We start from the raw sequence: 22,444 nt of genomic DNA on the forward strand, positions 1-22,444 counted from the left end.
GCTTAGTTCTCCTCACCTGATTGTTCTTTGTAGTCCGCAACTGGGTGAACTTCAGGGTGCGCCTGAGGAGCCCATGCCACTGGACGGTCAGTGTCTAACTCAAAGTTAGAAATTGCATCTTTCACTAAACGTGCATCGACTTCACCTTCGTCAGCTAATTTTTTCAAAGTAGCAACAACGATATGTGCAGCATCAACACCAAAGAAACTACGCAAGTTCGCACGTGTATCTGAGCGACCATAACCATCTGTACCCAACGCAACAAATGGGCGGCCATCTGGAAGATAGGCACGGATTTGTTCGCTATAAGCACGCATATGATCTGTTGCTGAAACAACAATACCTTCTGTACCGCGTAATTGTTTAGACACCCAAGACTCTTTCACTTCTTCAGTAAGTGGGTGTAAACGGTTGTATTCTTCACATGCCATACCATCACGCGACAACTCATTGAAGCTTGTTACACTCCAAACGTTTGAATGGATTTGGTATTCGTCACGTAAGATTTTCGCAGCTTTAATCACTTCACGCAGAATCACGCCTGAACCCATGAGCTGAACCGTAGCTTTTTCATCTTTTTCGAACAAGTACATGCCGCGTTTGATGCCTTCCTCAGCGCCTACTGGCATTTCAGGATGCTCGTAGTTTTCGTTCATCACGGTTAAGTAATAGAACACACGCTCTTGGTTCACATACATACGCTGTAAACCGTCATGCACAATTACTGCTAACTCATAACCGAAACATGGGTCATAAGACACACAGTTTGGAATCGTATTCGCAAGGATATGTGAATGACCATCTTGGTGCTGTAAACCTTCACCGTTTAGTGTGGTACGACCAGCAGTTGCACCCAATAAGAAACCTTGTGCTTGTGCGTCGCCTGCTGCCCATGCAATGTCGCCAATACGTTGGAAACCAAACATTGAGTAGTACATGTACATTGGAATCATTGGCAAGTTATTGGTTGAATAACTGGTTGCCAACGCTGCCCATGCGCTCATCGCGCCTGCTTCGTTGATCCCTTCTTGTAGCATGTGACCGTCTTTGGCTTCACGGTAATGCATCAATTGTTCTTGGTCTTCTGGTGTGTATTTTTGACCGTGAGCGGCATAAATACCCAACTGACGGAACATACCTTCTAAACCAAACGTACGCGCTTCATCTGGAACGATGGGTACTACGCGATCTTTAATTGCTTTTTCTTTAAGTAAAGAAGCAATTAAACGAACCATCACCATGGTGGTGGATTGTTCTTTGCCCGCAGAACCTTTTAATACTGCATCAAATACCGACAATTCAGGAATGGCTAATTGCTCACTCTCTTTACGACGTGCAGGTAAATAGCCACCTAAAGCTTCACGACGCGCCTTCATATACTTCATTTCTGGCGAGTTTTCACTTGGGCGGTAGAATGGAAGCTCTTCTAACTTATCATCTGTAAATGGCAGGTTAAAACGGTCACGTACATATTTCAAAGAGTCGATCTGCATTTTTTTGATTTGGTGAGTCTTATTCACCGCTTCAATTTCTTCAGACAAACCGTAACCTTTAACCGTTTTTGCAAGAATAACGGTTGGTTGACCTTTGGCTTTCATTGCTTCTGCATAGGCCGCAAAAACTTTGTACGGGTCATGACCACCACGGTTAAGATTATCAATGTCTTCATCGCTTAAATCTTTGACCAGTTCCGCAGCTTCTGGGTACTTGCCAAAGAATTTTTCACGTGTATATGCACCACCTTTCACTTGATAGCGTTGGTATTCACCATCAACTGTTTCTTCCATGACCGCTTTTAAAGCGCCTGTGCTGTCTTTTGCAAGTAGCGGATCCCAATGACGACCCCATACCACTTTAATGACACGCCAGCCCGCACCACGGAATAAAGATTCTAATTCTTGAATGATTTTACCGTTACCACGTACAGGACCATCGAGACGCTGTAAGTTACAGTTAACTACCCAAATGAGGTTATCAAGTTTTTCACGACCAGCAAGTGAAATTGCACCAGTACTTTCTGGCTCATCCATCTCACCATCGCCAAGATATGCCCAGACTTTACGATCTTCTTCTTTGATCAAGCCACGGTTCATCAAATATTTTTGAATGTGTGCTTGATAAATCGACATGATTGGACCAAGACCCATTGATACCGTTGGGAATTGCCAATAGTCCGGCATTAAGTATGGATGTGGATAGCTTGGTAAACCATTACCGCCAACTTCACGGCGGAAATTACTTAACTGTTCTTCAGTCAAACGTCCTTCAAGGAATGAACGTGCATAAATACCAGGAGCACAGTGTCCTTGGTAATAAATCATATCTCCGCCAAAGTTATTGCTGTTTGCGCGGAAGAAATGGTTAAAACCTACATCATATAATGTTGCAGAAGAGGCAAAACTTGCCAAGTGACCACCTAGGTCATCACCTGTTTTATTTGCACGTAATACCATTGCCAAGGCATTCCAACGGATCAGCGCACGAATACGGCGCTCCATATCCTGATCGCCTGGCATGGCTGGAGTTTCTTCAACAGAAACGGTATTTAAATAAGGAGTGTTTAAGCGCTGAATAGGAACATGTTTCGCGATCGCACGTTGATATAATTTTTCTAATAAAAATGCAGCGCGCTCTGTTCCCATGTGTTTTAGAACCGAATCGAAAGCATCTTGCCATTCTTGGGTTTCTTGCGCATCTGTATCGCCATAAAACGCCATAATCCACCTATTCCTTAAGCTTAATCTATTATGTATATGTACCATACTTTGGTATTAGAAGTTATCGCTCTAGCTGAATACGGGCAGGTACCACTATTTATAAAATAAATAATTGCTGACGATTTAACACTCAAATTAACAAAAAATCGCCAATAATGTTGTTTTTTTATACAAATAAAACTCTTCTGCCTGATAGTATGAAAAAAGATACAGAAAACGTCACTACTTTGGTGCAAATATTGGAAACAATAAAAAGGCAGCGTATGGGAAAGAGGTAAGACCCAATACACTGCCTTTCGAAGAATTCTAAGCTTAAATAGTCAGGTGCGATTACGGCAACATGGCTAAATAAGTCGATGGATTTTTACGCTGACCATCTTTTACAACTTCATAATGTAAATGCGGGCCAGTACAACGACCTGTACAACCAACATTGGCAATATGTTCACCCGCATCTACGCGGTCACCGACACGCGCAATTAAACGTGAAGCATGTGCATAACGTGTGATGTAACCATCGCCGTGGTTAATTTCAACATATTGACCATAGCCAGAACCCCAACCCGATTTGGTTACAACACCAGAACCCGTTGCATAAATTGGTGTACCACTTGGCGCTGACAAATCTAAACCTGAATGATGTTCAGCACGTCCACCCATGGTACGACCACCAAAATTTGAGCTGATGCGTTTCATGTCTGGCAATGGATGAGTCACTAACCATGAATAAGGACTATTTGAAGATGCAGAATACGAAGTTTTTGTGCCGTATTTTTTAGCAATTGATTCGTTGTTTAGTTCAATAGTTTTTTCACGCAATTTGACGGACATTTGCGTACTTGCAGGAATATCGATGTCTTCAGGTTCAGCATATGAACCTTGCGCTAAAGTTTGAGTCAGTTGTTCAATACGATCTGGTGAAGCCGTGGTATTAGAATTTAATTGAACTAAATCAGCGAAAGCGACCGATGCGGTCGAAGCCGCTAAAGAAAACGCCAATAAAATACGTCTTGTGTGCATAAAAAACCTCTTTAAACTGTTCTTACAAAAGTTCCTTGCGTGATCTCTTCCTTGATATCTACTGAAAGGAGCGCATAAGCTTAAGACACAAATATGAAGGTAATATGTATGTCTGAACCAGAGAATCTCTTTCAACAAACAAGAAAACGCATAAAAACAGGAAACTTATCGTTTCTCTCAACGCAAGTTGCTGCATGGCAGAAACTTAGCAAACTCATTCAACCGTTATTGCCTCAACCAGAGCAATGGCAGGTTGCTTGTTATCAATATGGTGTTTTGACCGTAACGGGTGAAAATCAAGCGATGGTGAGTCAACTAGGTTACTTACAAAAGCAATATATTGTTCAATTGGCTCAACTAGAAGAACTCAAAGATTTACAAAAAATACAGGTTCGTTTAAGAGTTTCCTCAACAACCACACCTGCTCCTGAACCATCTTCACGATCTCTTAGCCCAGAAACCCAAGATTTATTAAAAGGGGCTGCTGACTTTGTGAGCGACCCTAAGCTTAGCCAAGCAATGCTACGTTTGGCAAGCAATAAAAAGTAAGCTAGGGCTGGGTTTAGAAAATGCTTCGATCAAAAAAGCGACTTAATTCTCATTTTTATTTGTTATATTATAACGTAGCCCATATAAGACAATGACTTATGTCACACTTACATAAGGGATTGGACATTGATCTATGTCATCAAATGTTACAATTTCATAGCTGGTTGGATCACTTTGAACATTGCGTAACAATTGGTTATTCAGGGCATGACCTGACTTATATCCATCAAATTTCGCAATAATTTGATGTCCTAATAAATATAAATCGCCTACGGCATCTAATATTTTGTGACGAACAAATTCATCAGAGAAGCGCAAACCTTCTTCATTGACCACGCCAGTATCATCTACACCAATGGCATTGTCTAAACTTGCTCCTAAAGCCAAATTGTTGGCTTTTAAGTAATCCAAGTCCTTCATGAAGCCAAATGTACGTGCCTCACTGACTTCGTACACAAAAGTTTCAGTTGAGAAATCAATGGTGGCAGACTGATATTCTTTTTTAAATGCAGGATGATCAAAATCAATGGTGAAATTCAACTGAAAACCTGAATGCGGCGTAAAAATTGCACGCTTATCATCAATTAATGCTTCTACAGGCTTTAAGATTCGGATAAATTTTTTGGGTGCATTTTGCTCAATCAACCCACCTTGCATTAACAGGTAGATAAATGGACCAGCACTGCCATCCATAATCGGCACTTCTGAAGCAGAGACCTCGATAATTAAATTATCAATACCCAAACCTGCAATCGCACTCATGACGTGCTCAATGGTGCCTACTTTGGCATTATCCTGAACCAAGTTAGAGCACATAAATGCTTCTTGAATCAGCATCGCATCGGCTTGAATATCCACAGGTGGATCTAAATCAATACGACGGAACACAATACCCCCATCCACATGGTGCGGCACAAAGTTCATTAATACCTTTTGCCCACTATGAAGACCAATACCGCTCGCTTTCACGACACGTTGCAGGGTACGCTGTTTCAACATGCTTTTTCTATCATCTGCCCATAAATCCGCTATACGTTAGCATATTTAGCCATTGATAAAAAACAAAAAGGTAGCGATAACGCTACCTTTTATAGTGTTTTAAAAGCAAGTTATTGAAAAATAATTACTTACGTTGCTGATTTTTCAAATAATCTTGAATACTCATTGGTGTTGGACGTGACGCACCAGCAGATGAAGCCGCATTAATTACAGAAGCATCCGCCTGCTGACGCTGAATTGCAGGAACGTCATCTTCTTCAACCACAGCATGTGTCGTTGCAGAACGTGAAACCTGCGTAGTTGCACGCTTCACAGGTTCAATCGCATCTGCCGAATTGCGAGTTAAACCGGTTGCAATCACAGTCACGCTAATTTCATCACGCGCATCTGGATCAAATACCGTACCGTAGAAAACTTGACCTTCATCCAAGTCCACAATTTGGTTCACAACATCGGTGATTTCTTCAATTTCACCAAAGGTGACATCATCACCACCTGTCACATTAATCAAAATACCCTTCGCATTCATAATGGTCACGTTATCTAATAACGGACTACGAATCGCTTGTTCTGCAGCTTGACGCGCACGATGTTCACCACGACCTGAGCCTGCACCCATCATGGCATAACCACGGGTACTCATTGCGGTTTTCAAGTCAGCAAAGTCAAGGTTAATGTGACCAGGGCGAACCACTAAATCGAAGATACTGCGTACTGCATTGAGTAACACGTCATCCGCCTTTTTATAAGCATCCTTCATCGAGATATCGCGGAATACTTTTAACAGGCGCTGGTTTGGAATAATAATGAGCGAGTCGACATGCGCTTCTAAAGCCTCAATGCCTTTTTCAGCAGACTGTTGACGACGCTTACCTTCAAAATTAAACGGCGTAGTCACTACACCCACCGTTAAAATACCCATTTCTTTGGCAATTTCTGCAACGACTGGAGCAGCACCTGTACCCGTACCACCACCCATACCTGCGGTCACAAACACCATGTCGGTGCCTTCTAAATGCTGGCGGATCAACTCACGGCTTTCTTCGGCCGCCGTTTGACCCACTTGAGGATTCGCACCTGCACCTAAACCACGAGTACTTTGTTCACCTAACTGGATTTTAAATTGTGCATTCATACGATCTAAAGCTTGCTTGTCCGTATTGGCACAAACAAATTTCACACCTTGAATATCTGATTCCAACATGTGTTGAACAGCATTACCGCCTGCACCACCTACACCAAATACAGTGAAACGGGCTTGACCGTTGCTATCGTTCTGATCATCTTCTAAAAATTCAAATGAGGCCATGACCTTTAAATTTCCTAATTCGTAATTGGCAGTCACTTAAGCCCGTATACTGCCTTGATCTGCATAAATAAAATTGATTTTAGAATGCTGTTCAATGTTTAGCTTGTCAAGTATTGACCGCTTAACGTACAACTTCCAAACAATATTCCTTAAAAATACCACTAAAAAATAGATTTCAACTTATCATTTAGTCCTGACCATGCGCGTCCAGCACGTTTCCAAAACGAAAGTGTTTCAGGATCTACGGTTTCTACCAAGGTCTCTTGCGGATCCCCTTGACTGAACATCAACAAGCCTGCCGCCGTTGCGTATTGGGAACGACGTAGTGAAGCCAAATAAGGTTCATCGGCATAAACTTGTACAGGTGGATTGCCCAAATGCGCTGAAATACCCAACATCCGGCGCACTAGACTGACCATCCCTTCAATCTGACAAGCATCACCCGTCAAGACCACACCATGATATAAGCCATGAATTGCCCCGCTACGCTCAAGTGCTTCTCGAACTTGGGTCAAAATTTCTTCATAGCGTGCAATCATAATGTCGGATAATTCAATTCGGCTGATAGTTTGCGGACCATCAATGCCTTGAATTTGAATCATATGATCAGGTTTCACCACTTTTAAGTCGACACAACCATAAAGCAACTTAATTCTTTCTGCTTCTTCTGTCGTGGTCTGTAAGACAGCAGCAATATCACGTGTTACATGTTCACCGCCACGCTGTAAGGTTTCCGCCATCGCCAGACGCCCATCTAAATAGACCGCAAGATTGGTGGTTCCAGCGCCCATATCGAGCAAACAAACCCCATATTCTTTTTCGTCTTTCAGCAAACTGGCTTCTGCCGTTGCCAAGCAGGACACCACCATTTTTTCTACGGTGATGTTTGCGCCTTTCATGGCACGATCCAAATTTTGCATGGTACTGATGGGTAACATCATCAACTGATAATGCCCTTTCATCGTGTGCGCGGACATCCGAATTGGATTCTGTACCCATTCTGGAGAATCATCCAATTCGAAACCAAGCGGAACTGCACTCACCAAATAATGATCTGAAGTGACATGGCTGGCTTTGGCCAACTCTAATGCTCTGACCACTTCATTGGTGCTAATACTATGTTCAGCGTTTTCAATTGGGGTACGCCCCGAAGCATAAAAACTTTTTAATTCTGCACTTGGAATAGAAACCCAAGCCGAATGCACACGGCACTCAGCCATATCTTCCGCTTCCTGAACGGCATTTTTTATCGCCGTGATGACTTTATCCAAGCTCACGATTTTGCCTTTGTTCATACCGCGGTTACGTGCAGTCGCCATCCCAATGACTTGAATCTTGTCTGGGGCATGCACCTTACCAATCAAAACTGAAACTTTATGTGTCCCAATGTCAATCGCAACAACTGAGGGAACAGCTTCACTCATTATTTACTACCATTACATGTTTGTTTAATTTATGGCTTTACGCCTCTATTTATAAAGCCAACCATTATGGCTTTGCATTTATCCCATCCGCAATGCTTGTGTCATTAATCGTTACAACAAAGTGACCATTTACAGTTTTGGGTGGGGCTGCGCTTTTCCATTGAATCGCTAGGCCGTTCCTATAGCGTAAATCGATTGCTGAGATTTGTGACCACACAGGTTTCAAATCACTTTGTGCGAGATGACTCAAGCGTTGTAGCTTACTCATGGTTTGATCTTGATCAACAATAACACGTAATCCAGAATCAAACTGCATAAACCAAGTCATACGCTCTGTTAAATATAATTCTTTTAGCCGAAGGTTGACTGGAAGGAATAATTGATTAATTTCATTATAGCGACGCATCATGGTTTTGGATTGGCTAATTGGCCCATGAAGCAACGGCAATTGTTGATAATTTTTGGGTGTCACTTCAGCAAAAACATCACCGCTATCGCTTAGCAAGCGCCCAGTTCCCCAACGGGCAATCGCATGGCGAGGCATTACTCGAACGCGAATTGCATTCGGCCATGCCCGAGAAACCACAACTCGATCTACCCATGACAACTCTAAAGCGCGGTCACGGATTTGTTCTAAATCAGAAGTAAAATAATTATTTTGTAAAGTTGGTGCCACGTGCAACATCACTTGACGATGCTCAGCATCGGAACGCGTTCCAACCACATCCAAATCCGCGACACGTGCATCGGTCATGACTTTGTATAAGCCAAATATTCCAGCAGCCAAGACCACAAAAGCAATGACCAAGAGCAACCAACCACCCACGTTAGTCAGCTGTTCTTTTCGCGTGGGTGGTTTGTCGTGAATCGAGGTAATTGCAGCGCGTTTGCGCCGCATCGATGCTGGAAGTTGAGCCATAACTTAGTGTGCTGCACCTGTAAGTGTTTGTTCTAAAATTGCAACACATAACGCATCAAAACTATAGCCTACCGCATTGGCAGCTTTGGGCACCAATGAGTGACTGGTCATGCCGGGTACTGTATTGACTTCAAGTAACCAGAAGTTGCCTTGTTCGTCCTGCATGGCATCAATACGCCCCCAACCACTTGCCCCAACCGCTTGGAATGCGCGTAAACACAATGCTTGTAGACGTTGTTCTTCCACTTCCGTTAAACCGCACGGAATACCATATTGCACATCATTGCGTTGATATTTCGCTTCATAATCATAAAAAGCCACATCCGCAGGAGGTTGCAAACGAATCACAGGTAAAGGTTGACCATTTAAAAAGGAAATGGTGAATTCACGCCCTGTAATCCATTTTTCCGCCATCACTACAGCATCGTGTTGTGTTGCTTTTACAATTGCAGCAGCCAAATCTTCAGCTTTTTCAACCTTACTCATGCCTACGCTAGAGCCTTCGTGTACAGGCTTAATAATGAGTGGTAAACCTAAGCTTTCAACCACTTCAGTTAAATCACTGTCTTTATCAATAATACGGTACGGTGCAGTTGGTAAGTCTGACCCTTGCCAGATTTGTTTGGTTTTAACTTTGTCCATACCAATGGCAGAACCTTGAACACCAGTTCCTGTATAAGGAATGTTTAACCACTCCAATACACCTTGAATCTGACCATCTTCACCACCACGACCATGCAATACAATAAAGGCCCGATCATAATTGACCAATTCTGTCACGCTACGATTCTGAGGATCAAATGCCTCAGCATTTACCCCAGAACGAATCAATGCTTCAAGTACAGCCTGACCACTATCGAGAGAAACCTCACGCTCAGCTGATTTACCACCAAGCAACACGGCAACTTTGCCGAACTTTGAAGCATTTGACACGTTTTTATCCTTAAACTGTTATAACTTTTTAATTGAAACCGAAGACGGCAATTAATCTACATATAATTGATGTTGCGCCAGCTCAACTGAGATAGCTCCCACATTACCTGCGCCTTGTGTTAATAACAAGTCATTCGCTTGTAACACTTTACGCATTACATTCGGCAAGTTCCCTTCTACTGGATCGACCAAGATGGGCTCAACTTCACCACGCAAACGAATACTACGCGCCAATGCACGGCTGTCTGCGCCCACAATTGGTTTTTCCCCAGCAGGATAAACTTCTAATAACAACAATTGATCAACTTGTGACAACACATCAACAAAATCATCAAAACAATCACGGGTACGACTAAAACGGTGCGGCTGGAACAACATCACCAAACGACGGTCTGGATGGCTGGCACGTGCTGCTTTAATGGTCGCTTCTACTTCTTTCGGGTGATGTCCATAGTCATCCACCAATTTTACATTGCCTTCGCCCAGCTCAAACTCACCTTGAACTTGGAAACGACGCCCCACACCACTGAAACCTTCTAGTGCACGTGCAATCGCAGCATCGGATACCCCTTCATCGGTGGCAATACCAATCGCAGCAAGGGCATTTAAAATGTTATGCAAGCCTGGCAGGTTAATGGTCAGGCGTAAAGGCTCACGATCTTTACGTAATACGGTAAAGTGTGACTGCATGCCTTCTTGTGCAATGTCTACCGCACGAATGTCATTGTCTTCGTTAAATCCGTAAGTCACCAATGGACGACCAATGCGCGGCATAATTTCACGGATGTTGGCATCATCACCACACACCACGGCCAAACCGTAAAATGGCATTTTTTGTAAAAACTGTATAAAAGTGTCTTTCAGCACATCAAAGCTGCCACCATAGGTGTCCATATGATCAGCATCGATGTTGGTCACAATGGTTGCCATGGGCTGTAAATACAGGAAAGATGCATCTGACTCGTCTGCTTCAGCCACAATAAAACGACTTGCACCCAATGCTGCATTCACGCCAGTACGATTTAACAAACCACCAATCACATACGTTGGATCGAGGTTTTCTTCAGCCAACATACAAGTCACAAGACTGGTGGTTGTGGTTTTACCGTGTGTTCCAGCGACAGCAATACCATGACGGTAACGCATCAACTCACCCAGCATTTCTGCACGGCGAACCACAGGTGTGCGATGTTCAATTGCCGCCTTAATTTCAGGATTTTCTGGATCAATGGCTGTTGAAACCACCAAAACATTGGCGCCTTGGATATTTTCTGCTGCATGCCCGATATAAACTTTAATCCCGTTTTCTTCGAGCTGTAGCGTGGTTTTTGATGCCTTGATATCTGAACCAGACACTTTATAGCCTTGGTTTTTCAATACTTCCGCAATGCCGCACATCCCAGCACCACCAATACCCACGAAATGGATGTGCTTAATACGACGCATTTCAGGGATTTTAATTAATTTCTTTGCTTGATCAGCAGGTGTAGATGGAGACATAGCTTACTCTAATCACAATTCTTGAATTAACTCAACGACATGTTGAGTTGCATCGGGTTGAGCCTGTTGACGCGCTTTGACTGCCATTTCGGACAATAGTGAACGGTTCATTAACGGCACTAACAATTCTTTTAAACTTTCAGGGCTCATATTGGCTTGCGGACAAATTTTCGCAGCCCCAATATTCGCTAAGAACTTGGCATTGGCAGTTTGGTGGTCATCCACAGCACTGGGCAACGGTACAAATATAGCCGCGACGCCGGCTGTGGCAATTTCAGTCACAGTCAAAGCACCCGCACGACAGATAATGAGGTCTGCATTTGAATACGCTTGAGCCATATCCTCAATAAAAGGATGCACTTCAACGTCCAAATTCGCAGGTGCATTGGCATAACGTGCCTGTGTTGCTTCTGTATGATTTTGACCACATTGATGATAGACACGAAGTGGCACATTTAATAGTTTTAACGCTTCGGGTACACATTCATTCAGTGCTTTCGCACCCAAAGAACCACCAACAATTAAAATGCGAAGCGGTTGATGGGCTTTTTCACGCTCTTGATAACGCCAAGAGGGATTTAAAATTTCGGTAATTTCTTTGCGTACAGGATTACCTGTGGTGACAATTTTGGCTTGTTCAGAAAATGTCTGCGGAAAAGCCTGACACACCGTGGTCGCAACACGCGATAGTTGCGTATTGGTAAACCCTGCGATGGCATTTTGCTCATGAATAAGTACAGGAATACCCAAAACCCGTGCGGCCAAACCACCAGGCCCCGCGACGTAACCACCAAAACCAGCGACAGCATCAATATTCAACTGTTTCATATAGCGCATGGCGCTTAGAGTCGCTTTTAGAATTTTAAAAGGTGCCAATAATTTACGTACCACACCATTGCCACGTACGCCTTGAATATCAATTTGATAAATTGGAATATTTTGATTTTTTAATAAGCGATTTTCCATGCCTGTAGGTGTTGCCAACCAAGACACTTGTGTTCCTTGTTGTTGCAATTGTTTTGCAACGGCAAGTGCTGGAAAAACATGTCCACCAGTACCAGCGGCCATCATCATTACGCGTTTGGGCTTTGTTTGCTGTACATCAGTCACGGTTTAATTCTTCAGTTCAAAAAAATAGGCAAAATTCATTTAAGTTAACAATTGTAATCACAAACGCAGGGGCGCGAAAGTTTATTTACTTTGTTTCACCCAGCGTTTCATTGTTTTTTTCTTCAGTTTTGTAAGTTTAAACAAGTTTTATTATTAATCTAGTATAAAAAACCGCTATCTTTGTTAAAAACCGCAAATCGCTTGTATTTTTGGAAAGATCTTTCGCTTAGATTTTGAGCCTATAGCGTATTGCACAATCCTCAACCACACGCTTGTGATTGAGGTATTGAGCATATTCAAATTTACTTAAACGCTTGGGCGACCTGCCTCTAATACGGCAAATAAATCATCCGCAATTTGAGTCCCAAATTGGTTATCAATTTCACGAATACAGGTTGGGCTAGTGACATTAATTTCAGTCACGTAATTACCAATCACATCTAGACCGACAAAAATCAGCCCTTTCTCACGTAAGAATGGGCCCACTTTTTCTGCAATGTTACGGTCATTTTCGGTCAATGGACGGGCTTCCCCCAAACCACCTGCAGCCAAGTTACCACGAACTTCACCATTTTGTGGAATTCGTGCCAAGCAATACGGTACAGGCTCGCCATTGATCATTAAAATACGCTTATCCCCTTCGACAATTTCAGGAATATAGCGCTGTGCCATTATCGGCTGAGTACCATGATTGGTTAAAATTTCAATGGTTGAGCCAATATTTACCCCGTCTTGATAGAGACGGAAAATTCCCATGCCGCCCATACCATCAAGCGGTTTTACAATCACATCGCCTTGTTCTTTAATAAATTCACGAATTAAACCTTGCTGTGAAGTGACCAATGTCGGCACTTGCAGTTCTGGAAACTGTGTGGCAAATAGTTTCTCATTACAGTCACGCAGACTTTGTGGTTTGTTAATAATCCACGCCCCTTCTCGTTCTGCCTGCTCTAAAATATAGGTGGTATAGACAAAGTTCATATCAAATGGCGGGTCTTTACGCATCAACACCACGTCATACGCCGCGATGGATTCTTTCTTCTTTTCACCCAATTCATAATAATGGTCGTAATCTTCAAACACCTTTAATGGTGCAATTAAACCAAACGCTTTACCCTGCTCGATATATAAATCCTGTTGTAATGCATAACCCAGTTCATGCCCGCGGCGGCTTGCCGCCCACAACATGGCCATAGTTGAGTCTTTTTTCAAATTGACACTTTCAATGGGGTCCATCACAACAAGTACGCGCATAATCAAAACTCTTGTTTAAAGATATAATCAGCTAGGAGTATAACGGAGATTATTCGGTTCTATTTCTGAATTTCAATTTTCACTTATGGATAATTTTGTATAACTTCATTTAGGTTTCCGCTATGCAACAAGCCATTATTGGTTTTCATTTAGATGATGAACAGCATTGGGTAGCAGATTTAGCCTGCGGACATACTCAACATGTCCGCCACACTCCGCCTTGGCAAAATCGACCTTGGGTGATGACTGAACAAGGGCGGAAAGAGAAATTAGGCGTGATGCTAGAGTGTAAAAAGTGTGATACTACAATTTGAATTTAAAATTATCTTCTGCATGTAATTTTAATAATTGATCTAATCTCACTGTTTTTACATTAAAGATTTTTGCAGCATCAGGTATTCTTATCCTATTCTTATCATGTGGCTGAGAAGTTTCCGCAGTAACAATTGTGTATCCTTCTGCTTTTGCTACAGAAATTAAATACGCATCAGCAATGGTTGAACTAGCAAATTCTTCCTTCGCTAACGATGAATAAAAATTATGATTAGCACTCCAAGAAATTACTTCACTATAACTTTTAAATAGATTCTGATTAGCCAAACTAGAAACAAAGAATTGGGAAGGCAATCGATTAGCACTTATTAAGCGTGAAAGTTCATTTTTAGTTGGATCAGGCTTAGTCACTTCATCCTTGACTTTATCAATACTAAAGAATACATGCTGAATAAAACCATCATTGAGCCAATCCCAAAATAAATCACAAAATTTCGGATGATAAAATCTATTGTGACCATCAATAAAAATATTAGAATCGATTAGATACTTAACTACTGTACTCATTATATATAATTCTCTCCGAGCACCATGACACTTTGAGGATTCATACCTAAAACTTTACCTGCCTCACGTAAAGTAATCCCACCCGACATTGCCTTATTAAATACAGCCCTTGAAAGTGCCAAAGTATTTTTTCCCAAAGCATTTCGATAATAATCACCACCATTAATTTGGCTTCTTTTATTTCTATCTATGAATTGATCTCTATGATAATTATCTATATATTCAGATTTAGACATATAAGATAAAGTAAGTGCCACCCTAGCAATTACTATTTCACTTACACCAAAATAATCACTTAAATCAGAAATATTACCTTCCAATTCATCCCATTTCCGTTTAAAAACTTTTTGGGGAACTAAAACTTCTGCAGCAACTCGATTACACAAAATTTCTATATCATCTTTAGCATCAATATGTAGATCATCAATACCGTTTTGTCCTAACCAAATATGAGCTAATTCATGAATCAAAGTAAAAATTCTTGCTGATGGGGAATCTTGTAAATTAATAAAAATTGCTGGTGCAAATTTATGAGTAAGTACAAACCCCCTGAACTCATCAATATCCAATATTTTTTTATTATTACTTCCAACAACTCCACTTCTAAACACGAGAATTCTAGCCTGCTCACATCGCTCTATCAGCGAAGTAAAATATCCCTCTCTTTCTTTACGACTCTTGGGATTAATTGGTAAATCAAGAACATCACAAATATCAACAGCAATGTCCTTATATGAGGCATTATTATCAAATTTACCTACAAAATTTAATGGTTCGACCTCAATCTCTTTAATGTATTCTAAATACCATTCATGTTTGAACTTTATATCTTTGAGTACATCATGGAAGTTTTCACTTAAAGGCTCAGGGTTAGGCTTTTGTCTCAAATCTGGAATTATGATACGTTCAGATTTTGGAGGATTATCTAAGAATAAATAACCAAAAGGTATCTTCGTAATTTGTGAAAACTTTTCTGCTTCTTTAATAGTTAAAGAGCCTTCAAGTATTCTAGATTGGTTTTTAGGCGATGAAGTAATTTTAGAGACAACTATATTCAACGGCATTTCTATATTAGCTGCCGCCCATTCAAGATTTTTTAAAGTTACGTTCAAAATTATCATGATCGAATTATAATCATTTTTATTATTTTATATATACTTAATTTAGTGGATAGAGACAAGTGTCTCTATCCATATTTATCATTTAGATGCCGTATTTCATACGGTAGGCTTCCATTTTCGCCAAGGCTTCGCTTTCACCTTTGGCATCTAAATAATTCATTAAATCTTTCATGGTAATTAAGGCATGTACAGGTATTTCCAATTCTTTTTGTACTTCTTGAATCGCAGATAATTCACCCTGACCTTTTTCCTGACGGTCTAAAGCCACCAATACACCTGCAATTTGTGCACCCGCATTTTTTAGAATCGTGACCACTTCACGAATCGCTGTTCCTGCGGTAATTACGTCATCAATGATCCAGACTTTTTTGCCTGCAACTGATGCACCGACCAACACACCACCTTCACCGTGGTCTTTCGCTTCTTTACGGTTAAAGCCCCATGGCACACTCACGCCATGATTTTGCGACAATGCTACAGCCGTTGCTGCGACAAAAGGAATCCCTTTATATGCAGGACCAAACACCACTTCAACGTGATCACACTGGGTTAATTTATCTGCATAACCTGAAGCCAACAAAGATAAGGCCTCACCATCATTCAATAAACCTGCATTAAAAAAATAAGGACTCACTCGGCCTGATTTTAAAGTAAACTCACCAAATTTAAGCACACCACGTGATAAAGCGAGTTCGATAAATGCTTGTGGGTTAAATTGAGCTGGCGTTGACATGAGGTGCTCCGAAATTCATACATTGAGGTTATGACTGCGCATGATACCAAAGAGTAGCTACCCAAGTGATCAAAAAATTTTACGAGTGGTTTCAATTAACGTAAATGGCTTACGTTCATCAGTGACCAAAGGCTTATTGGAATGGTTAGAAAAGTCCGATGCCGATGTGGTGTGCATGCAAGAAAGTCGCATCACCCATGCACAATGGACAGATAAATTTAAACCTGAAGGCTGGTACACACATTTATTCCCTGCGGAACGCGCGGGTTATGCAGGCACGGCCATTTATAGCCGTTTACCCTTTGTGTCTGTAACAGATGGTTTAGGTTTTGAACTGGCCGACTCTCAAGGGCGCTTTATCAGTGCGGAATTCGATTTAGGTTTAGATCACCCCGTACATATTTGCTCTTTGTATTTACCTTCAGGTTCGTCAGGTGACGAAGCACAAGCACGCAAAGATCATTTTTTAGAAAATTATCAACAGATTCTCAAACAATGGCGTGCTGAAAATAAATCGATCATCGTGTGTGGTGACTACAATATTGTGCATAAGCGCATTGATATTAAAAACTGGTCAGGCAATCAAAAATCTTCAGGTTGCTTACCGCATGAACGTGCTTGGCTCGATCATATTTATGATGAACTGGGTTATGTCGATACTTTCCGCGAAGTACGCAAAGAAGCTGAACTTTATTCTTGGTGGTCGAATCGTGGACAGGCCCGCGCCAAGAACGTGGGTTGGCGTATTGATTACCAAGCCTGCTCACCTGACTGGAAGTCACGCACAGTCAATGCTTGGGTCTATAAAGATGAATGGTTTAGTGACCATGCACCCGTCATTATTGACTATCAAATTTAAGTAATTTTCGTATTTGAGTGAACAAATGTTCACTCAATATTATCTTTTTGCTCACAACACATGACGTATTTGTGGTCTTTTTATCCTAAGTCAGAAACGGCATCATAGCGGCACGGCACAGGGACATGTCAGGATGACAGCAAAGGGATAGGAAGCCGTAGGATGGAATAAAACACACTCGGTTTGAGTTTGTTTTCAAGGATGTGACAATGGACGTTGTAATGAGACCCGCATAATCAGGATGATTAAATGCGGGTTTTCTCTTTTTTATTGCTTATTTTTATTTAAGCGCTGATGTTCTGATTCTTTTAACATTCTTGTTCTTCATGAACATAGCATGCCAAGTTTAGATTGCAATTCGATGACAATTCCCATGGCATTAACATCTTTCGCCTAATTTTCCTGCACTGCTAGAGAAAGCAGATTTTTTTGTTTACCCTATGCTCAATCATTATCTTCAGGAATGTATTCTGCATGCTTAAAATTTATGGCATTAAAAACTGTAGCTCTATGAAAAAAGCCTTTGATCTATTGAATGAACTGGGCTTGGCCTATGAATTTCATGATTATAAAAAACAAGGGATTGATGCCGAAACGCTTAAAGTCTGGTTGGAACACGTCGGGCAAGAGCTTATCTTAAATAAGAAAGGGACTACTTGGCGTAAACTCACGGAAGCGGAACAACAGTTTGCTCTAGCTTCACAAGATCAATTAATCGAAACGCTGATGGCCCAGCCGAGTTTAATCAAACGCCCCGTTTTACAAACAGCTCAAGGATATATGGTCGGTTTTGATGAAGCCGCCTATCGAACAATTTCGGCTTAAAGCACCAATTTTGATTATAAAAAAAGCCTGATTATCTATCAGGCTTTTTCACATCTCTTTACCGTTTTAGTTGACGCGAACCCAAGTTTGGTTACGCCCTAATACAGCTACACCCAAATAACCACGAAGCTCAAGCTTTTTGCCACCTGAAGTCAATTCACCTTTCAAGCTATAGGTTTTGCCATTTTTCGGGTCTAAAATCGTACCCTCATCATATTTCGTGCCACCGGCATTTTTCAGACCACGAACAATGGTTAGACCTTTCAGTGATTTGTTGTGATATGGACCTTCACATTTACTACAGGCATTTTCTTCGCCCGGCGTTAAAATGCTTTGAATACTGGCAGTCAAAACACCATTTTTTTGCTCAGTAAATTTCACAACCGCGCGCGGTTGTTTGGTTTTATCATCAATGGTTTTCCAAACTGTACCATTTAACGGATCAGCCGCATTGGCAAGTACTGTGAATCCGAGCAATCCTAATGCAAGTGCAATCTTTTTCATTTTTGTTGATTTCCCTAGTCTGTTCTGTAGACGTCTTTCAGTATTGTAAAGCCACAACAAATTTGCAATTCTTGAATGTGACTGTTTAGTGTACCCTTCTCATTATTGTGGGTAAATAGACCACTATTTAGGCATAATTTATAACAAAATGGAACAACCATGAAGATTTCAGCACCGTGGAAACAATTCATTACAGAAAGCCTTTTAAAAACGACCATCCGCACGCCTAGCCAATACAATCTTCCCCCGAATATACTGCGACAGGGCTTAGAACAACTCTGTAAACTTTTTCCGACTCAGGCAGATGTCCAAGTTCGCCCTTTACGTTTAGGGCAATTTCATGCTGAAGAGCTTAAACCACAAAAGGAATCTACCCAGCTCATTTTTCATATTCATGGTGGCGTTTTTTTTCTCGGCTCACTTAAAACGCATCGTGCATTTTTAAGTCAGATTGCAGCACGAACACAAATGCAGGTTTTGCATGTCGATTATCCGCTCTCACCAGAACATCCTTTCCCAGAAGCAATTGATGCTTTATTTGAGATGTATTTAAATTTGCTCGACCAAGGCATTCTAGCCAAAGATATTATTTTATCGGGTGATTCTTGTGGCGCAAACCTTGCAGTTGCTTTGGCGATTAAAATCCGCCAAGCACAACTCGAACAGGTCAGTGGCTTAATTTTACTTTCGCCATTTTTAGATTTAACGCTGACCAGTGAATCACTGCGCTTTAACCAAAAACACGATGCTTTGCTCTCTATAGAAGCCTTAGAAGCAGGGATTGATTACTACTTACCGGCAGACATCGATCGTGGTGATCCACGCGTCTCGCCTTTATTCGATGATTTGACGGGTTTACCTCCGACACTGATTCAGGTCGGTTCTAAAGAAATTTTAATGGATGATGGACAACGCTTTCAGCAACAAGCCGAAGCGGCTGGTGTTAAAGTCGAATTTAAAATTTATACGGGAATGTGGCACAATTTCCAAATGTTCAGCGCTTGGTTTGCAGAAGCACAGCAAGCTTTAGCCGATTTAGCCGCATTCGCGCACCGCCTAGATAAAAATTAAATTGCCATAAAAAAGGTCAGCACATGCTGACCTTTTCGTTTCTAAATCTTCAAGCTTAGATGAGTTTAACCTGTGCCAAAGCGGCTTCAATGGCTTTATTTTTCAGTTCTTCACCCATGTTGACACCTTCAGCACGCACGACATCTACCTGCTCGACACCGGTAAAGTTAAACACAGTTTTCAAAAAGCCTTCTTGGAAATCTGCTGGACTATTGTCACCATAGACACCGCCACGACTGCTAGCAATATAGACCTGTTTATTGCCAGCCAAACCTACAGGGCCATTTTCAGTGTATTTAAAGGTTTTACCGGCAACACTAATACGATCAATCCATGCTTTTAAGGTTGAAGCCAAACCAAAGTTGTACATGGCTGCACCAACAACGACCACATCTGCGGCCAAGTACTGCTGGATGATCTGTTCGCCTAAAGCCGCTTGCTCAGCATTTTGCCCCATTAAGATTTCCGCAGTTAAATGTGGAATCGGCTGTGCTGCCAAATCCAAATACTCAACCTGTACATTGTCATGCTTCGCTTGTAATTGCTCAACAATCGCTTGGCTCAACTGGCGAGAAACAGATGCTGTACCTAAAATACTTGAATCGATATGTAAAACTTTCATGATGCTGCCCTAATTTTTGCTCTCTTGGAATGGAATCAAGTTTACATCATCTATAAAAATAGAATAATCACATATATCAATACACTACATTCTATTTTTAGAACAAGCTTAAATCTCCCTGAAAAAAGGAAATGTAAAGCAATCAAAATATTGTTTAAAATTCATGCTATTGTTAGCAAAAACAATTCTCGCTTTAAAACAACAAAGGAACTGTTGATGTCGAGGGAATAAAAATCAATGACGACAAAATCACCTTCCCCATTTACTGCATCGCCTCAACATAGGCTCAAGGAAATTTTGCTTGAATATGGGGTAATCATGAACTGGAATACATTGAATAAATGTATTCTGATGTTAATTTTAGGCTGTGTGATCCATCTGGTTTGGATACTCTGGAAAATTTTTATTTGGTTGAACCCCAGCCTATGGAGTATGACCAATTTAGGACTAGTTAAACAACAAATTGTACTGAATCTAATTTTTATCGTCGTGCTCAGTAGCCTGATTTATCCTTGTGTTTACTGGCAACACAAAGCTTGGGTCAAACGTTTTTTGCCTTATATCACCGTGTGGTGTTTTATTACCTCTTTATGCCGAGATGCCTATTTAATTGGTACACTCAGCCCTGCAACCTTAAGCTCCTTTGTCAGTTTACTCACGGTAGGTTTGGTATTATTACCGCGCTCAATTGTCTATAGCGCATTAATTCCTTCAACCTTATATTTATTTGTCTGTGGTTATTTAAGTTTACATGGCATCTTGCCTTATGCCCCCATTTTTAATTTACCCAATGATGCCTACGCCAATTCATTTTGGGTCGGCAGCATGCTGTATTTCATTACCCCTGTGGTGATGATTTGTCTGATCTTATTTGAAATTCTACTCAGTCAATGGCGCAATCGTGAACAGCTCATTCAACAACTCAGCAGAATTGATCCGCTGACCAATACTTATAATCGACGTAGTCTGAATCAATATTTAGAGCACATACAGCGTAAGAAAAATCAAAATTATGCCTTGGTCTTGCTTGATCTGGATCATTTTAAGTCTATTAATGACTGCTATGGGCATCATAAAGGCGATGAAGCCTTGATTCTGGTCGGACAACTGCTCAAACAGCATTTACGTGAGAGTGATGTCGTGGGACGTTTTGGAGGAGAAGAATTTTTATTGCTGTTGTATCACACCACACTTGAACAGGCGCAACACACGGCGGAACGCTGTCGCGCCGCAATTGAACATTTAGAATTGAAGGACGATCATGGCAGCCGTATTGCGCTGACTGCCAGTTTCGGGATTTCAACGGCTCCATCGCCTTTAACACCCTTTCAGTTACTGACCCAAGCCGATAAAGCCTTATACTCAGCCAAAGCATCAGGGCGTAATCAGGTGCATATTTTCCAAGCGCAAACGGAAAATGTGGCGTCGATCAGCTAGCTTTCTTTGTTCTCACTTACTCAGCTTCGGTTTGATACGCTTCTAAATAATTCACCCAACGCCCTTCCAACATGGCCGCTTCAACCCAAGCGTGTACCGCAGGATGTTGTAATATGTTTTGCATATAACGCTGACTCGATGCAGACACAGGTAAAGCATAGGTTTGAAATCGCATCACGACAGGCGCATAAAATGCATCGGCAATACTGAACGCTCCACATAGGAAAGCATCGGGATCGGGACGTTCTGCCCAAATTTGCTCAATGCGTGCTACATCCTGTCTTAACTCGCTATCTTCAGCCCAAAGCCGCTGACCCACGTCTGCCAATTGTGCCCGAATATTCATGCCACATAAGGTTCTTAATTGGGTAAAGCCACTGTGCATTTCTGCACTGATACTTCTGGCTCTGGCACGTTGTGCTTTATCCTTGGGCCAAAGCGCATACTCAGGATATTGCTCTGCCAAATATTCACAAATGGCCAAAGAATCCCAAATTTTTAACTCTTGATCATACAAAATCGGGACTTTGGCATTGGCTGAAATGGCCAATAACTTTTGCTTAAATGCTCCAATCGAGCGTTCCCGATCAAAATAAATCATGTGCTCTTGAAAAGGAATTTCAAAGGCTTTGAGCACCAACCAAGGACGCATCGACCAACTGGAATAGTTTTTATTGGCAATATAAAGTTCTAACATG

At 41.5% G+C, this 22,444-nt stretch carries 22 protein-coding genes; 6 read left to right on the forward strand and 16 right to left on the reverse strand.

Annotated features, from left to right (window positions below; all coding sequences use genetic code 11):
* Window positions 1–2 precede the first annotated feature (2 nt).
* Together aceE and DCO44_RS02980 are read right to left on the reverse strand one after the other, a co-directional pair.
* Entirely contained in the window at window positions 3–2,717 is a 2,715-nt protein-coding gene (gene aceE, locus DCO44_RS02975; RefSeq protein ID WP_116759128.1) for a pyruvate dehydrogenase (acetyl-transferring), homodimeric type, read from the reverse strand.
* 330 nt (window positions 2,718–3,047) lie between these two features.
* Window positions 3,048–3,737: a M23 family metallopeptidase gene (locus DCO44_RS02980; protein WP_116759129.1), complete on the reverse strand. Its 690-nt coding sequence runs from the start codon at window positions 3,735–3,737 to the stop codon at window positions 3,048–3,050.
* Window positions 3,738–3,845: 108 nt separating this feature from the next.
* On the opposite strand from DCO44_RS02980, the gene DCO44_RS02985 reads away from it, so the two are divergent.
* Window positions 3,846–4,286 carry a DUF721 domain-containing protein gene (locus tag DCO44_RS02985; RefSeq protein ID WP_116759130.1) on the forward strand — a complete coding sequence of 147 codons (441 nt, stop codon included), beginning with the start codon at window positions 3,846–3,848 and terminating at the stop codon, window positions 4,284–4,286.
* 96 nt (window positions 4,287–4,382) lie between these two features.
* On the opposite strand, the gene lpxC is transcribed toward DCO44_RS02985, so the two are convergent.
* The 8 genes from lpxC to gshB all read right to left on the reverse strand — a co-directional run bounded on the left by lpxC (window position 4,383) and on the right by gshB (window position 13,734).
* Window positions 4,383–5,285, reverse strand: a complete 903-nt coding sequence (gene lpxC / locus DCO44_RS02990) for a UDP-3-O-acyl-N-acetylglucosamine deacetylase (protein WP_116759131.1) — start codon at window positions 5,283–5,285, stop codon at window positions 4,383–4,385.
* A 124-nt stretch (window positions 5,286–5,409) separates the two neighbouring features.
* Window positions 5,410–6,594, reverse strand: a complete 1,185-nt coding sequence (ftsZ, locus tag DCO44_RS02995; protein ID WP_116759132.1) for a cell division protein FtsZ — start codon at window positions 6,592–6,594, stop codon at window positions 5,410–5,412.
* Window positions 6,595–6,755: 161 nt separating this feature from the next.
* The gene (ftsA, locus tag DCO44_RS03000) at window positions 6,756–8,018 is read right to left on the reverse strand and encodes a cell division protein FtsA (protein WP_016168840.1); all 1,263 of its coding nucleotides are present in this window, start codon (window positions 8,016–8,018) and stop codon (window positions 6,756–6,758) included.
* A 64-nt stretch (window positions 8,019–8,082) separates the two neighbouring features.
* Entirely contained in the window at window positions 8,083–8,937 is an 855-nt protein-coding gene (locus DCO44_RS03005) for a cell division protein FtsQ/DivIB (RefSeq protein WP_116759133.1), read from the reverse strand.
* Between the two features lie 3 nt (window positions 8,938–8,940).
* Window positions 8,941–9,870 (reverse strand): D-alanine--D-alanine ligase, encoded by a 930-nt coding sequence (locus DCO44_RS03010; RefSeq protein ID WP_116759134.1) that lies wholly within the window; start codon window positions 9,868–9,870, stop codon window positions 8,941–8,943.
* 51 nt (window positions 9,871–9,921) lie between these two features.
* Entirely contained in the window at window positions 9,922–11,370 is a 1,449-nt protein-coding gene (gene murC, locus DCO44_RS03015; protein WP_116759135.1) for a UDP-N-acetylmuramate--L-alanine ligase, read from the reverse strand.
* A gap of 12 nt (window positions 11,371–11,382) precedes the next feature.
* Entirely contained in the window at window positions 11,383–12,480 is a 1,098-nt protein-coding gene (gene murG / locus DCO44_RS03020) for an undecaprenyldiphospho-muramoylpentapeptide beta-N-acetylglucosaminyltransferase (protein WP_116759136.1), read from the reverse strand.
* A gap of 306 nt (window positions 12,481–12,786) precedes the next feature.
* Window positions 12,787–13,734, reverse strand: a complete 948-nt coding sequence (gshB, locus tag DCO44_RS03025; protein WP_116759137.1) for a glutathione synthase — start codon at window positions 13,732–13,734, stop codon at window positions 12,787–12,789.
* Window positions 13,735–13,856: 122 nt separating this feature from the next.
* Between gshB and DCO44_RS03030 the strand changes: the two genes are divergently transcribed.
* Complete coding sequence (locus DCO44_RS03030; protein WP_116759138.1) at window positions 13,857–14,048, forward strand: DUF3565 domain-containing protein; 192 nt, start codon at window positions 13,857–13,859, stop codon at window positions 14,046–14,048.
* Here the strand turns inward: DCO44_RS03030 and DCO44_RS03035 are convergent.
* The 3 genes from DCO44_RS03035 to pyrE all read right to left on the reverse strand — a co-directional run bounded on the left by DCO44_RS03035 (window position 14,038) and on the right by pyrE (window position 16,428).
* Window positions 14,038–14,574: a DUF4411 family protein gene (locus DCO44_RS03035; RefSeq protein WP_116759139.1), complete on the reverse strand. Its 537-nt coding sequence runs from the start codon at window positions 14,572–14,574 to the stop codon at window positions 14,038–14,040. The two genes, DCO44_RS03030 and DCO44_RS03035, sit on opposite strands and share 11 nt — an antisense overlap.
* Entirely contained in the window at window positions 14,574–15,686 is a 1,113-nt protein-coding gene (locus DCO44_RS03040) for an ImmA/IrrE family metallo-endopeptidase (RefSeq protein WP_165815675.1), read from the reverse strand. Before DCO44_RS03040 ends, DCO44_RS03035 begins: the two co-directional genes overlap by 1 nt.
* A 91-nt stretch (window positions 15,687–15,777) precedes the next feature.
* Entirely contained in the window at window positions 15,778–16,428 is a 651-nt protein-coding gene (gene pyrE / locus DCO44_RS03045; RefSeq protein WP_116759141.1) for an orotate phosphoribosyltransferase, read from the reverse strand.
* A gap of 40 nt (window positions 16,429–16,468) precedes the next feature.
* On the opposite strand from pyrE, the gene DCO44_RS03050 reads away from it, so the two are divergent.
* Together DCO44_RS03050 and DCO44_RS03055 are read left to right on the forward strand one after the other, a co-directional pair.
* Window positions 16,469–17,287 carry an exodeoxyribonuclease III gene (locus DCO44_RS03050; protein ID WP_116759142.1) on the forward strand — a complete coding sequence of 273 codons (819 nt, stop codon included), beginning with the start codon at window positions 16,469–16,471 and terminating at the stop codon, window positions 17,285–17,287.
* Window positions 17,288–17,761: 474 nt separating this feature from the next.
* A complete protein-coding gene (locus DCO44_RS03055; RefSeq protein ID WP_116759143.1) occupies window positions 17,762–18,112 on the forward strand; it encodes an arsenate reductase in 351 nt (116 codons plus the stop codon).
* A 66-nt stretch (window positions 18,113–18,178) separates the two neighbouring features.
* Here DCO44_RS03055 and DCO44_RS03060 read toward each other — a convergent pair whose 3' ends face one another.
* Entirely contained in the window at window positions 18,179–18,616 is a 438-nt protein-coding gene (locus tag DCO44_RS03060) for a DUF2147 domain-containing protein (RefSeq protein ID WP_116759144.1), read from the reverse strand.
* Window positions 18,617–18,775: 159 nt separating this feature from the next.
* Here DCO44_RS03060 and DCO44_RS03065 point away from each other — a divergent pair, with 159 nt between their 5' ends.
* Window positions 18,776–19,687, forward strand: a complete 912-nt coding sequence (locus DCO44_RS03065) for an alpha/beta hydrolase (protein ID WP_116759145.1) — start codon at window positions 18,776–18,778, stop codon at window positions 19,685–19,687.
* 55 nt (window positions 19,688–19,742) lie between these two features.
* Here DCO44_RS03065 and DCO44_RS03070 read toward each other — a convergent pair whose 3' ends face one another.
* A complete protein-coding gene (locus DCO44_RS03070) occupies window positions 19,743–20,309 on the reverse strand; it encodes an FMN-dependent NADH-azoreductase (protein WP_016168854.1) in 567 nt (188 codons plus the stop codon).
* A 318-nt stretch (window positions 20,310–20,627) separates the two neighbouring features.
* Here DCO44_RS03070 and DCO44_RS03075 point away from each other — a divergent pair, with 318 nt between their 5' ends.
* Window positions 20,628–21,746: a GGDEF domain-containing protein gene (locus DCO44_RS03075; protein ID WP_228157494.1), complete on the forward strand. Its 1,119-nt coding sequence runs from the start codon at window positions 20,628–20,630 to the stop codon at window positions 21,744–21,746.
* 16 nt (window positions 21,747–21,762) lie between these two features.
* Here the strand turns inward: DCO44_RS03075 and DCO44_RS03080 are convergent, their stop codons facing one another.
* On the reverse strand, window positions 21,763–22,443 hold the full coding sequence (locus tag DCO44_RS03080) for a glutathione S-transferase family protein (protein WP_116759146.1): 681 nt from the start codon (window positions 22,441–22,443) through the stop codon (window positions 21,763–21,765).
* Window position 22,444: the final 1 nt, after the last annotated feature.

The organism is Acinetobacter sp. AM (genome assembly GCF_003105055.1).
In the GTDB taxonomy this organism is placed as follows: Bacteria; Pseudomonadota; Gammaproteobacteria; order Pseudomonadales; family Moraxellaceae; genus Acinetobacter; species Acinetobacter tibetensis.

Coding starts and splice junctions, on each gene's coding strand:
- aceE (WP_116759128.1), bottom strand. CDS start 2,717: ATGGCGTTTTATGGCGATACAGATGCGCAAGAAACCCAAGAATGGCAA.
- DCO44_RS02980 (WP_116759129.1), bottom strand. CDS start 3,737: ATGCACACAAGACGTATTTTATTGGCGTTTTCTTTAGCGGCTTCGACC.
- DCO44_RS02985 (WP_116759130.1), top strand. CDS start 3,846: ATGTCTGAACCAGAGAATCTCTTTCAACAAACAAGAAAACGCATAAAA.
- lpxC (WP_116759131.1), bottom strand. CDS start 5,285: ATGTTGAAACAGCGTACCCTGCAACGTGTCGTGAAAGCGAGCGGTATT.
- ftsZ (WP_116759132.1), bottom strand. CDS start 6,594: ATGGCCTCATTTGAATTTTTAGAAGATGATCAGAACGATAGCAACGGT.
- ftsA (WP_016168840.1), bottom strand. CDS start 8,018: ATGAGTGAAGCTGTTCCCTCAGTTGTTGCGATTGACATTGGGACACAT.
- DCO44_RS03005 (WP_116759133.1), bottom strand. CDS start 8,937: ATGGCTCAACTTCCAGCATCGATGCGGCGCAAACGCGCTGCAATTACC.
- murC (WP_116759135.1), bottom strand. CDS start 11,370: ATGTCTCCATCTACACCTGCTGATCAAGCAAAGAAATTAATTAAAATC.
- gshB (WP_116759137.1), bottom strand. CDS start 13,734: ATGCGCGTACTTGTTGTGATGGACCCCATTGAAAGTGTCAATTTGAAA.
- DCO44_RS03030 (WP_116759138.1), top strand. CDS start 13,857: ATGCAACAAGCCATTATTGGTTTTCATTTAGATGATGAACAGCATTGG.
- DCO44_RS03035 (WP_116759139.1), bottom strand. CDS start 14,574: ATGAGTACAGTAGTTAAGTATCTAATCGATTCTAATATTTTTATTGAT.
- pyrE (WP_116759141.1), bottom strand. CDS start 16,428: ATGTCAACGCCAGCTCAATTTAACCCACAAGCATTTATCGAACTCGCT.
- DCO44_RS03050 (WP_116759142.1), top strand. CDS start 16,469: ATGATACCAAAGAGTAGCTACCCAAGTGATCAAAAAATTTTACGAGTG.
- DCO44_RS03055 (WP_116759143.1), top strand. CDS start 17,762: ATGCTTAAAATTTATGGCATTAAAAACTGTAGCTCTATGAAAAAAGCC.
- DCO44_RS03060 (WP_116759144.1), bottom strand. CDS start 18,616: ATGAAAAAGATTGCACTTGCATTAGGATTGCTCGGATTCACAGTACTT.
- DCO44_RS03065 (WP_116759145.1), top strand. CDS start 18,776: ATGAAGATTTCAGCACCGTGGAAACAATTCATTACAGAAAGCCTTTTA.
- DCO44_RS03070 (WP_016168854.1), bottom strand. CDS start 20,309: ATGAAAGTTTTACATATCGATTCAAGTATTTTAGGTACAGCATCTGTT.
- DCO44_RS03075 (WP_228157494.1), top strand. CDS start 20,628: ATGAACTGGAATACATTGAATAAATGTATTCTGATGTTAATTTTAGGC.
- DCO44_RS03080 (WP_116759146.1), bottom strand. CDS start 22,443: ATGTTAGAACTTTATATTGCCAATAAAAACTATTCCAGTTGGTCGATG.